Source organism: Pandoraea pneumonica (assembly GCF_902459645.1).
In the GTDB taxonomy this organism is placed as follows: domain Bacteria; phylum Pseudomonadota; class Gammaproteobacteria; order Burkholderiales; family Burkholderiaceae; genus Pandoraea; species Pandoraea pneumonica.
Map to the genome: position 1 here is coordinate 363,515 of NZ_CABPSK010000001.1, position 11,880 is coordinate 375,394.

8 protein-coding genes and 2 tRNA genes are annotated in these 11,880 nt (G+C 61.9%); 6 read left to right on the forward strand and 4 right to left on the reverse strand.

The features are described 5' to 3' along the window. Positions 1 to 46: 46 nt before the first annotated feature. The 5 genes from lon to PPN31114_RS01695 all read left to right on the forward strand — a co-directional run bounded on the left by lon (position 47) and on the right by PPN31114_RS01695 (position 5,274). Positions 47 to 2,464, forward strand: coding sequence for an endopeptidase La (gene lon / locus PPN31114_RS01675; protein WP_150677766.1), 2,418 nt, complete (start codon positions 47 to 49; stop codon positions 2,462 to 2,464). Between the two features lie 308 nt (positions 2,465 to 2,772). Next, the gene (locus tag PPN31114_RS01680) at positions 2,773 to 3,045 is read left to right on the forward strand and encodes an HU family DNA-binding protein (protein ID WP_150679093.1); all 273 of its coding nucleotides are present in this window, start codon (positions 2,773 to 2,775) and stop codon (positions 3,043 to 3,045) included. Positions 3,046 to 3,100: 55 nt separating this feature from the next. After that, positions 3,101 to 3,176: transfer RNA gene (locus PPN31114_RS01685), tRNA-Val, on the forward strand. Between the two features lie 14 nt (positions 3,177 to 3,190). Next, positions 3,191 to 3,267 (forward strand) — tRNA-Asp (locus PPN31114_RS01690). A gap of 84 nt (positions 3,268 to 3,351) precedes the next feature. After that, a complete protein-coding gene (locus PPN31114_RS01695) occupies positions 3,352 to 5,274 on the forward strand; it encodes a SurA N-terminal domain-containing protein (protein WP_150677767.1) in 1,923 nt (640 codons plus the stop codon). A gap of 125 nt (positions 5,275 to 5,399) precedes the next feature. On the opposite strand, the gene PPN31114_RS01700 is transcribed toward PPN31114_RS01695, so the two are convergent. Next, entirely contained in the window at positions 5,400 to 6,044 is a 645-nt protein-coding gene (locus tag PPN31114_RS01700; RefSeq protein WP_150677768.1) for an arylesterase, read from the reverse strand. A 52-nt stretch (positions 6,045 to 6,096) separates the two neighbouring features. On the opposite strand from PPN31114_RS01700, the gene PPN31114_RS01705 reads away from it, so the two are divergent. After that, entirely contained in the window at positions 6,097 to 6,789 is a 693-nt protein-coding gene (locus PPN31114_RS01705) for an ABC transporter ATP-binding protein (protein WP_150677769.1), read from the forward strand. 63 nt (positions 6,790 to 6,852) lie between these two features. Here PPN31114_RS01705 and pgi read toward each other — a convergent pair whose 3' ends face one another. The 3 genes from pgi to PPN31114_RS01720 form a co-directional block, all read right to left on the reverse strand. Next, a complete protein-coding gene (gene pgi, locus PPN31114_RS01710) occupies positions 6,853 to 8,511 on the reverse strand; it encodes a glucose-6-phosphate isomerase (RefSeq protein ID WP_174987555.1) in 1,659 nt (552 codons plus the stop codon). Between the two features lie 97 nt (positions 8,512 to 8,608). After that, positions 8,609 to 10,246: an NAD(P)H-hydrate dehydratase gene (locus tag PPN31114_RS01715; RefSeq protein WP_150677771.1), complete on the reverse strand. Its 1,638-nt coding sequence runs from the start codon at positions 10,244 to 10,246 to the stop codon at positions 8,609 to 8,611. Positions 10,247 to 10,452: 206 nt separating this feature from the next. Continuing rightward, complete coding sequence (locus PPN31114_RS01720; RefSeq protein ID WP_150677772.1) at positions 10,453 to 11,727, reverse strand: D-amino acid dehydrogenase; 1,275 nt, start codon at positions 11,725 to 11,727, stop codon at positions 10,453 to 10,455. Positions 11,728 to 11,880: the final 153 nt, after the last annotated feature.

Consider the following 11,880-nt stretch of genomic DNA (forward strand, 5'->3'; position numbering starts at 1 on the left):
CTCAATTAGCTGGAACACAACGGTATCGTTAATTATGGGGAACGAGATGTCAGGCACCCAAATCCTCCCGCCCGAAGCGATTCAACTGCCCCTGTTGCCTTTGCGCGACGTGGTCGTGTTTCCGCACATGGTGATTCCCCTTTTCGTGGGGCGTCCAAAGTCGATTAAAGCGCTTGAAACCGCCATGGAAGGCGGCAAGCACATCATGCTGGTCGCTCAGAAAGCGGCGGCCAAGGATGAGCCCACGTCCAAGGATCTCTATGAGATCGGCTGCGTGGCCAACATCCTTCAAATGCTCAAACTGCCCGACGGCACCGTGAAGGTGTTGGTCGAAGGCATTCAGCGTGCACGCACGATCAGCGTGGACGAAGAAGAGACGCAATTCACGTCGGAAGTTATGCCGCTCGAACCGGATGACGGCAATTCGCCGGAATCCGAGGCGCTGCGTCGCGCCATCGTGGCGCAGTTCGACCAGTACGTGAAGCTCAACAAGAAGATTCCGCCGGAGATCCTGACGTCGCTGTCGGGCATCGACGAAGCGGGTCGTCTGGCTGACACCATCGCTGCGCACCTGCCGCTTAAGCTCGAGCAGAAGCAGAAGATTCTCGAAATGTTCCCGGTGATCGAACGCCTCGAACATCTGCTGGCGCAACTCGAAAGCGAGATCGACATTCTCCAAGTGGAGAAGCGTATCCGCGGCCGTGTGAAGCGTCAGATGGAGAAGAGCCAGCGCGAGTACTACCTGAACGAACAGGTCAAGGCCATTCAGAAGGAACTGGGCGAAGGCGAAGAAGGTGCGGATCTCGAGGAGCTCGAGAAGCGCATCAAGGGCGCCCATCTGCCTAAGGAAGCCAAGAAGAAGGCCGACGCTGAACTCAAGAAGCTCAAGCTGATGTCGCCGATGTCGGCCGAAGCGACCGTCGTGCGCAACTACATCGACACGCTGGTCGGTCTGCCGTGGCGCAAGAAGAGCAAGGTGAACAATGACCTGGCGAACGCCGAGAAGGTGCTCGACGAAGACCACTTCGGTCTTGAGAAGGTCAAGGAACGCATCCTTGAGTATCTTGCTGTGCAACAGCGCGTGGACAAAGTGAAGGCGCCGATTCTGTGCCTCGTGGGGCCCCCCGGTGTCGGTAAGACTTCGCTTGGTCAGTCGATCGCTCGTGCAACGAACCGCAAGTTCGTGCGCATGGCGTTGGGCGGCGTACGCGACGAGGCCGAGATTCGTGGTCACCGCCGCACGTACATCGGGTCGATGCCGGGCAAGATTTTGCAGAGCCTGTCGAAGGTCGCAGTGCGCAATCCGCTGTTCTTGCTCGATGAAGTGGACAAGATGGGCATGGACTTCCGTGGCGACCCGAGTTCGGCGCTGCTCGAAGTGCTCGATCCGGAACAGAACCACACGTTCTCGGACCACTACGTCGAAGTCGACTTCGATCTGTCGGATGTGATGTTCGTGGCGACGTCGAACTCGCTGAACATTCCGGCGCCGTTGCTCGATCGTATGGAAGTGATTCGTCTGTCGGGCTACACGGAAGACGAGAAGGTCAACATCGCCCAGCGTTATCTCCTGCCGAAGCAGAAGAAGAACAACGGGTTGAAGGAAGGCGAAATCGATCTGACCGAAGCCGCGATCCGCGACATCATTCGTTACTACACGCGTGAAGCCGGTGTGCGTTCGCTCGAGCGTGAAATTTCGAAGATCTGCCGCAAGGTCGTGAAGATGTTGTTGCTCAAGAAGGTTGACGGCACCTCGATCAAGGTCGACGCCGGCAACCTCGACAACTTCCTCGGCGTGCGTAAGTTCGACTTCGGTCTGGCGATGAAGGAAAACCAGATCGGCCAGGTCACGGGTCTTGCGTGGACGGAAGTGGGCGGCGATTTGCTGACCATCGAAGCTGCGCTGATGCCGGGTAAGGGCAACATCATCCGCACCGGTTCGCTGGGCGACGTGATGAAGGAGTCGGTCGAAGCGGCTCGCTCGGTGGTGCGCTCGCGTGCGCGTCGTCTGGGTGTGACGGATGAGCAGTTCGAGAAGAAGGACATCCACATCCACGTGCCCGAAGGCGCGACGCCGAAGGACGGTCCGTCTGCCGGTATCGCGATGACGACGGCGCTCGTGTCGGTGCTCACCGGCATTCCGGTGCGTGCCGATGTGGCGATGACCGGTGAGATCACGCTGCGCGGCGAAGTGCTGCCGATCGGCGGCCTCAAGGAAAAGCTGCTTGCAGCGCATCGTGGCGGCATCAAGCTGGTGTTGATTCCGGAAGAGAACGTGAAGGATCTCGCCGAGATTCCCGACACGGTCAAGAACGCGCTGGAAATCATGCCGGTGCGCTGGATCGACAAGGTGCTGGAGTTGGCGTTGGAACATGCGCCGACGCCGCTGCCCGATGAAGAGCCGAAGGCACCGGTGACGCCGAATGCCGATGCAAGCGGCAAGCAGGATGTCATCAAGCACTGACGTTAGTGACTGACGGCGAACGGCGAGAAACGATTTCGATCGCTATCGCGTTCGCCGGACAGAAAACGACGTAAAAGCTCGGGGTTTTCCCCGGGCTTTTTTTATTCACGCATAGTGCTCGAAAATAGCGTCCGGAAGCGAAGACTCAGGAGTGCTTCCGAAGCCGCCAATACAGCGCAAAACGGCTTGACATCAGGGTTTGCGGCTTGTCTAATGGCAAAGCCAGCGGACCTTCGCAGATCAATGTCAAGGCGCGTGAAGAGCGCCTCCGCGGCTCAATCGCCTACTATCCTTGCAAGGGGGTTACAGTGAATAAGACGGAACTGATCGATCATATCGCGGGTGAGGCAGACATTTCGAAAGCGGCTGCCGGTCGAGCACTTGATGCATTGGTGGGTGCGGTAAAGAAAGCGTTGAAGAAGGGCGACGATGTGACGTTGGTGGGCTTTGGCACGTTCCACGTGACGAAGCGTGCAGCGCGCACCGGTCGCAATCCGCGCACTGGCGCAGCGATCAAGATCAAGGCAGCAAAGGTTCCGAAATTTCGCCCTGGCAAAGATCTAAAAGATACTGTAAACTGACTGACTTTCCTGCTTCGGCGGGAGCAGTAGTAAGAACAAAACTAGAATCGGGAACGGGTGCTTAGCTCAGTTGGTAGAGCGGCGCCCTTACAAGGCGTAGGTCGGGGGTTCGAGCCCCTCAGCACCCACCAGTTCCAGATCTTGGGGAGCGGTAGTTCAGTTGGTTAGAATACCGGCCTGTCACGCCGGGGGTCGCGGGTTCGAGCCCCGTCCGCTCCGCCAAATTGTGAAAAGGCGAACTTCGGTTCGCCTTTTTTGCCATATGGACGTCCAAAAGACGCATCCTGACGACTCTTCCGATTTCGTATGTTCGACTTCATTCGGCGCCACCAACGATTGGTTCTTATTTTCCTGACGGTGTTGATCGTGCCGTCGTTTGTGGTGTTTGGCGTTCACGGCTGGCAGGAATATGCCTCGGATGCGAGCACGATTGCCAAGGTTGGCGATCAGACTGTGACGCGTCAGGAGTACGACAGCGTGCTGCGTGCCCAGACCGAACGCATGCAGCAAATGTTCGGCGGCGCCGTCGATGCAAGTCAGATCAACACGCCGGAAATGCGCAGTGCAGTGTTGGACAACCTGATCCAGCAGAAGCTGCTCACGCAAGAAACCCTCAAGAAGAATCTGTCGGTACCCGACGCGCAAGTGCGCGACGCACTGCTCGCGATTCCTGCGATTGCCCAACTGCGTCGCGCAGACGGGTCGATCGATCAAGCCGCTTACGAGCAATTGCTCGCTGCGCAGAACCTCACGCCGCAGCGCCTCGAAGCGCAAATTCGCTACGAACTCGCATCGAACCAATTGCCCGCCAGCGTGCAGGCAAGCGCGATGCTGCCGAAGGCAGTGCTCGATCGCTTTGCACAACTGCGCGCACAGCAGCGCGATGTGTCGGCGTTGACGTTCCCGGTGACTGACTTCGCAGGCAAGATCACGCCGACGCAAGAACAAGTGCAGGCCTACTACGATGCGCACAAGGCTGCCTTCCAGACGCCCGAGTCGGCCGAGATTCAATACGTCGTGCTCGATCCGAAGGCCATGCCGACGTCTGCCGTCGCCGCACCGAGCGATGACGCACTGCGCAAGCTTTACAACGACAATCTGAAGCAATACACGACGCCGGAAGAGCGCCGTGCATCGCACATTCTGATTGCTTCGCCTGCCGACGCCTCGCCTGCGGACCACGCCAAGGCGAAGGCCAAGGCCGACGAGTTGCTGGCGCAGCTGAAAAAGAACCCGAACGATTTTGCCAAGCTGGCGAGCCAGAACTCGGAAGATCCGGGCTCGAAGGCTAATGGCGGCGATCTCGGTTTCTTCACGCGTGACGCGATGGTCAAGCCGTTTGCCGATGCCACGTTCGCCCTCAAGAGCGAAGGTGACGTGAGCGACGTGGTGAAGAGCGACTTCGGCTATCACATCATCAAGCTCACTGGCATCAAGCCCGCGACGACCAAGTCGTTCGACGACGTGAAGGCGCAATTGGCCGATCAGTATCGTCAACAGGAATCGGCGAAGGCCTATGCCAAGTTGGCCGATCAGTTCACCAACGCCGTGTATGAACAGCCGGACAGCCTGCAACCGGTTGCCGACAAGCTGAACCTCAAGGTGCAGACGGCGCAGGTCACGCGTACGCCGAACCCGGCGCAAGCGCAAACGCCGCTGGGCAACGACAAGCTGTTGAAGGCTGTGTTCGGCGACGAGTCGCTCAAGAACAAGCGCAACACCGAAGCCGTGGATGTGGGGCAGGGCGTGCTGGTGTCGGCCCATATCGTGAACTACCATCCGGCCGCAACGCCGCCGCTCGCGCAGGTGGAAGCGCAGGTCAAGCAACAAGTCGTGGCGGACCTGGCCGCACAGGAAGCGAAGAAGGCTGGCGAGGCCAAGCTCGACGCGCTGAAGAAGGGTGGCGATGCCGCGTTCGGTGCCACGCAGACGATTTCGCGTGATAACCCGGGCAAGCTGGCCCCGGCCGCGCTGACGGCAATCTTCGGTGCCGATACGGCCAAGCTCCCGGCTTATGTTGGCGTTGATCTGGGCGAGGGGCAGGGCTACGCCGTGTACCGTATCAGCAAGGTCACGCAACCGGCCGAGCAAGACGCGCAACGTCTGGCCGCCGAAGCCCAGCAGCTCAACCAGTTGGCTGCGCAAGCCGAATGGAATGCATGGCTGGGCGATCTGCGTGCCCGCTCGAAGGTGAAGGTGGTCAGCGACGTCACCAAGTCGGGTGCCTGATCCTACGGATCTGACGCACGACTGCCGGTGCAAACCGGTGTCATAGAAAAGCGCGGCTCGATGGCCGCGCTTTTTTTTTATGTCTGCCGATGTTGGCGATCAGCCCAGTCTCGCAAGACCTGCGATCATGCCCCCGGTTTCGAGGTCTTTCCGTCAGCGGCTCTCGGTGGGGTTTTGCCGTCGCGTTTGAGCAGTGGCGCGACACTCGGCCAGACATTTTGCAGAATCGTCGGATGGGCTTTGGCGAGCGGATGAATCTGGTCCTGTTGAAACCAATCGGAATGCTCGATCACGCCGTTGAGCAGGAACGGCACGTAGCCGGTCTTCTCCTGCTTGGCCAGCGTGCCGAACATGTTGAAAAACTGCTCGCCGTACTCCGTGCCGTAGTTTGGCGGGATGCGCATACCGACCACAATCACCCGGCTTCCGGCTTTGCGCGACGCCTCGATCATCTCGCGCAGATTGGCGCGTGTGAGATCCAGCGAAATGCCGCGTAAGGCGTCGTTGCCGCCGAGTTCAAGGATCGTGATGGCCGGGTGGTACCGATCGAGCAGCGGGGCGAGACGTGCGCGGCCACCGCTTGTCGTATCGCCGCTAATACTGGCGTTGACGACGTTATAATCGAACCCACTTTGCGCAACTTTTTGTTGCATGAGGTTCACCCAGCCAGCACCGCGCGCGATGCCATATTCCGCGGAGAGGCTGTCGCCCACGACCAGAATTGTCGGCGCACCAGAACTTGCAGCGTACGCCGCGGTCCCTGTCAGCATGCAGCAGCCCACGAGGGCTGAGGCGGCCAATTTCAAGAACTGTCTTCTTGCCATGTCGTTTTCCGAAAACGTAATTGAAGTGCGGGGTCTGGGCAAACGGTTGCGCGACGCTACCGGTGAGCTCGTCATTTTGCAGGATATCGATTTTTCCGTCGCGAAAGGCCAGAGTGTGGCGATTGTCGGGGCCTCCGGTTCGGGCAAATCGACGCTGCTGGGCCTCATGGCCGGGCTCGATACGGCGACCGACGGCCGGGTCACGCTGCTCGGCAAGTCGCTTGGCGATCTCGACGAAGAGGGCCGTGCTGCGCTTCGCCGCGGCGCTGTCGGTTTCGTCTTCCAGTCATTCCAGCTCATGCCGCATCTGACGGCGCTCGAGAACGTGATGCTGCCCCTCGAACTGCTGGGTGAGACACGTGAAGTGCGCAATCGTGCCGTCGAATTGCTGGAACAGGTCGGCTTGGGCTCGCGCCTCACGCACTATCCGAAGCAATTGTCCGGTGGAGAGCAGCAACGCGTGGCGCTTGCCCGGGCATTCGTCACGCAGCCTGTCGTGCTGTTTGCCGATGAACCGACGGGCAGTCTGGATACGGCGACGGGCGAGCGCGTCATCGATCTGATGTTCTCGCTCAATAAAGCGAGCGGCGCCACGCTTGTACTCGTGACGCATGATCTGGCGATTGCCGAGCGTTGCGATGCCACGGTGCAACTCGCCGGTGGCCGTTTGGTGGACGGCGAAGCCGCCTGATCGACCAAAACGCTGTGTGCCGGTATTTACCGGCACACATGTCTCACTGAGCGCGCCGAGTGGCTAGTGCTTGCGATTGAGCGCTTCACCCGCGAGGCGAATCAGCGATGCCGTCGAGGCATCGTGCGCATCGGGTGTCAGCGTGGCCGGATCGACCAGTTCCGGTTCGATGGCGCGACTCAACGTCTTGCCCAATTCCACACCCCACTGATCGAACGGATTGATGTTCCAAATTGCCGCTTGCACGAACACCTTGTGTTCGTAGAGCGCGATCAGTGCACCCAGCCGTTCCGGCGACAGTTTGTCGATCACGACCGTGTTGCTCGGACGATTGCCTTCAAAGCGCCGTTGTTCGCCCAGCGGTCCGCCTGCCTGTTCGGCCGTTGCCATCGAGCCGCCTTGCAACAGGGCTTCGCTCTGCGCAAAGCAGTTGGCCAGCAATTTGCGATGGTGATCGAGATAGGCGGGCTTCGTGTATTGGGGCAGCAGCACGGCGATGAAATCCACCGGCACGAGCGTGGTGCCCTGATGCAGCATCTGGAAGTAGGCGTGCTGGCCGTTGGTGCCGGGCTCACCCCAAATGATCGGTGCGGTTTGCCATTGCACCGGGGTGCCGTCGACTTGCACCGACTTGCCGTTGCTTTCCATATCCAGTTGCTGCAAATACGGCGGCAGCTTCTGGAGTGCGTCGGTGTAAGGGGCGATCGATAGGGTTTGCGCGTCGAAAAAGTTGCGATACCAGATGCCCAGCAGCGCGAGCAACACCGGCATATTCGCTTCGAGCGGCGCCGTGCGAAAGTGCTCATCCATGGCGTGCGCACCGGCGAGCAGTTCTTCGAAATGCTGGGCGCCAAGGTACAGCATGATGATCAGTCCGACGGACGACCACAGCGAATACCGTCCGCCAACCCACTCGCCGAATTCATAGACGTTATCGCGACAGATGCCGAAGCGCGTCGCTTCTTCCACGTTCGTCGACACGGCGACGAAATGCTTGCCGAGCTCGGCTTCGGGAATGCCGTGCTCGATGAACCAGGCGCGAATCGTGCGCGCATTGGTCATCGTCTCGAGCGTCGTGAATGTCTTCGAGCAGACAACCACGAGCGTCGTTTCCGGATCGAGCGCAGGCAACGTGCGCGCGAGTTCGGTCGGGTCGATGTTCGCGATGAAGTGTGCCGTCAGATTCGCGCGGCCATAGGCGGCGAGTGCGTCGCACACCATGCGCGGGCCGAGATCGGAGCCGCCGATGCCGATGTTGACCAGATGGCGGATACGTTTGCCCGTGGCACCGAGCCAGCGCCCGTCGCGAACGTCGTCGCTGAACTTGCGCATGCGATCGAGGGTGGCATGCACGGTGGTGCTGACTTCGCCGGTACCGTTGCGAAACGTGACACCTTTCGGCGCGCGCAACGCGACATGCAGCGCGGCGCGATCTTCGGTGACATTGACGTGCTCACCGGCCCACATGGCGTCGCGTTTGCCAGGCACGTCGCATTCACGGGCGAGGTGCGTGAGCAGCGTGCGAGTCTTTTCAGTAATGCGGTTCTTCGAGTAGTCGAGATACAAACCGGCGGCGCGCAGCGAGAATTGTTCGACACGCGAGCTCGCGCCGGCACCGGCGAACCAGTCGCGCATGTGCTGACTGGCGATCTCATCGCGATGCTCGAGCAGGGCGCGCCAGGCGGGAGTTTGATCCAAACGAAAGGACGGCTTCGACGACATGTGCAATATGTTCTTTTCGGTAGGACGAAGTATAACGGGAGTCTGACGCGAAATTACGCCCGAAACCCGTTCCTGCGAGGGTTTGCGAGCCGATTTGTCATGGTAAAGGGGCTCGCTTGAGGCACTGCCCCAGTTCGTTGCGCATTGCCGGTAAAAGTTCAGATGCCGTTAATCCGGCGGGGCCGGTGCCTTCGCTCACACATCGCTCGGCAGCGCGGCCATGCAGCCACACCCCAGCGAGCGCCGCGCTCGTCGCGCTCATCCCTTGTGCGAGTAACGCGCCGATCGCCCCGGTGAGCACGTCACCCGTGCCCGCCGTCGCGAGCCCCGCGTTGCCGGTGGTGTTGATCCACGCACGCGAGCCGTCGTCGACGACACTGCCGGAGCCCTTCAACACCACGGTCGCGCCGAAATGTCGGGCCAGCGCCCGCGCCGACGCGAGCCGGTCCGATTGAATGCGCTGCACGTCGCATCCTGCGAGTCTCGCCGCTTCGAGCGGGTGAGGCGTGAGCACGGTCGGACCCGGGCGGGCGCGCACTCGCTCAGCGAGCGAGGGTTCTGCGGCGAGCAAGTTGAGCGCATCGGCATCGAGCACCAGCGGCGTGTGTTCCATCGCAAGAACGCGCGACAGGCACGCGGCCGACGCTGCCGACGTGCCGAGCCCCGGGCCGATAGCGACGGCTTGCATGGCAGCGAGATCGATGCCTTCAGCGTGACGCAGCATCAACTCGGGGTGAACCGGGTCCCAGGCGGGTGCATCGTGTGCGACGAAACCGACGTAGACGCGCCCGGCACCATGCATCAACGCCGTACGCGCCGAGAGAAGCGGGGCGCCGATCATGCCGTCGTAGCCCCCCAGCACGGCGAGCGAGCCGTAACTGCCCTTGTGCGTCGCATGATGCCGCTGTGGCAGATCGGCAAGGAAGGCATCGGGGGCGCTAGTCGATAAACACGCGGTCGCCGCTGCCGTTACCAGGGCACTGTCCGCCCCCAGTGTCGCGACGACGACACGGCCCGCGATATCGCGTCCCCCGCCGGTGAATAGCCCGGGGCAGGCGCCCAGCATCGCCATGGTGACGTCTGCACGAACGACCGGGCCGCTCACTACGCCGTTAGCGGCCCCCAATCCACTTGGAATGTCGATAGCCAGCACCGGGGTGCCCTGCGTATGCGCGTACCCAATGTTCTCCACGAGGCGGCCCGCAGCGCCATCGAGCGGGCGCGACAGGCCGATGCCGAACAGGCCGTCGACAATCCACGCATAGGCGGAAGGCGCGGGCCACGTCTCGGGCGCAGGACGGATGGGTACACCGGCCGCGGCAGCCTCAGCGTGCGCCCATTGCGCGTCGCTGGCGGTTGGCGGCGCGAGTTGCCAGACATCGACGAGCACGCCCCGGCGATGCAATTCGCGGGCGGCGACATAGGCATCGCCGCCATTGTTGCCGGGGCCTGCGAGCAGTAGGACAGGCTGGCGTCCGGCCGTCGCGAGCGCGGGCAAGTGCCCGTACAACCAATCGGCAACGGCAGCGCCCGCGCGCGCCATGAGCATATGCGGCGGCAACTGCGCGGCGCTTGCGCGTTCGATGTCGCGCAAATCGGCGGGCAAAAACAGTGGGAGCGAGGTATCGGCGAGCGGCCTGTCGATGATGCTGGACGGCCCAGCCGTGCGCGCGGGCGATGCGAGCGGACTCGGCGTCGCGGGGGCGGCGGCGGCGGCGCGCTGGTGAACGGTCATGACAGTCGGAACTCCCGGAAGGCACGGGCACCGTCGAAGCTTCGAACGGGTGCGGTAATTCGACGATTATGCCGCGATTGCCGCCGTGTGCCTGCCAGCGCATTCCCCGACGTGCCGTCGGTATTCACTGACGGCCGAAGCCATCAGTGCCACGGTCATGTGCGCAACCCGTGGATAAGTGGGGGGAATCAATGTGATCGGTGCGATCAGTGGGAATACCGCGCGAGCGTCAGCCCGTTGAGATCGATATCGGGCGTTTGGCCGGAGATGACGTCGGCCAGGATGCGTCCTGAGCCGCAAGCCATCGCCCAGCCGGTCGAGCCGTGGCCGAGATTGAGGTAGATGCCGGGCAAATGCGTCGCGCCGAGCAAAGGCGGGCCATCGGGCAGCATCGGGCGGGCGCCGACCCAAGCACGGGCTTCACGGTACTTGCCTGCACCGGGGAACCAGTCCGTCGCCACTTTGTAGAGCGTGGCGATGGCGCGCTCGCGCAGCACGAGTTGCGTGTCACCCAACTCGGCCGTGCCTGCGATACGCAGCCGGTTGCCTTGCGGCGTGATCGCCGTTTTGTACGACTCGTCCATCACCGCGATGCGCGGGCTGAACAGTTCGTTTTTCACGGGGACGGTGAGCGAATAGCCCTTGATCGGCCAAAGCGGCAGATCGATGCCGAGTGGCCCGAGCAGCGCCGTACTTGCCACACCTGCGGCGATGACGACGGCATCCGCTTCCAGAATGGCGACTTGCAGCGGGTCGGCCGTGCTGGCGGTCTCGACGCTCACACCGGCGCGGCCCAGATTCGGCCGCACGGCGAGCACCGTCGTCTCGGTGGCGAGCGTCACGCCCATGTCGCGCGCGATTTGCGCGAGACGCTTGGTGAACAGGGGGCAGTTGCCGGTTTCGTCGCGCGGCAGATGCAGGCCGCCCGCGAGCGGCGCGTCGGTCGAAATCGACGGTTCGAGCTTGCGGCACTCGTCGGCGGTGAGCAGACGGTGCGGCACCTCGTTCTCGGCGAGCATGGCGCGCGCCGGTTCGTTCATCTTGATGTCGCGCTCGGTGCGGAACAGTTGCAGATAACCCTGCGTGTGTTCGTACTCGAAGACATGCTGTTCGCGCAGCTCATGCAGGCAGCGCTGGCTATAGAACGCCAGACGTTGCATACGCTCGCGATTGGCGCGATAGCGTTCGATCTTGCATTCGCGCAGCCAGCGCGCCGCCCAGCGCCACGTACCGCGCGACAGGCCGGGACGGAAAATCAACGGGCTTGCCGAACTGAACATGTAGCCGAGCAGTTTGCGCGGCATGCCGGGCGCGGCCCACGGCGTGACGTAGCCGGGTGCGATGACACCGGCGTTGCCGAAGCTGCTTTCCTGCGCGACTGTGCTGTTGCGCTCGACGAGCGTAACGGTATGCCCCGAGGCGGCCAGATAGTAGGCGGTGCATGTGCCGATAACCCCGCCGCCGATAACGATGACCTTCATTCCCAACCGTCTGGTGTGTGGCAAACGCCCGTACGTTCGCTTGTTAGTGTCGTTCTGTATTGCCTGACTGAGTCGCGCGCATGCCGAAAAACTTGGGCCGCGTGTGCTCGTCACGGGGCGCATAGGTTACCAGAGAGCGGCCACGGCAGGGCG

Excerpts from the sequence above, each read along its gene's own strand:
- lon (WP_150677766.1), top strand. The coding sequence starts at position 47 with ATGTCAGGCACCCAAATCCTCCCGCCCGAAGCGATTCAACTGCCCCTG.
- PPN31114_RS01695 (WP_150677767.1), top strand. The coding sequence starts at position 3,352 with ATGTTCGACTTCATTCGGCGCCACCAACGATTGGTTCTTATTTTCCTG.
- PPN31114_RS01700 (WP_150677768.1), bottom strand. The coding sequence starts at position 6,044 with ATGCTGACAGGGACCGCGGCGTACGCTGCAAGTTCTGGTGCGCCGACA.
- PPN31114_RS01705 (WP_150677769.1), top strand. The coding sequence starts at position 6,097 with ATGTCGTTTTCCGAAAACGTAATTGAAGTGCGGGGTCTGGGCAAACGG.
- pgi (WP_174987555.1), bottom strand. The coding sequence starts at position 8,511 with ATGTCGTCGAAGCCGTCCTTTCGTTTGGATCAAACTCCCGCCTGGCGC.
- PPN31114_RS01715 (WP_150677771.1), bottom strand. The coding sequence starts at position 10,246 with ATGACCGTTCACCAGCGCGCCGCCGCCGCCGCCCCCGCGACGCCGAGT.
- PPN31114_RS01720 (WP_150677772.1), bottom strand. The coding sequence starts at position 11,727 with ATGAAGGTCATCGTTATCGGCGGCGGGGTTATCGGCACATGCACCGCC.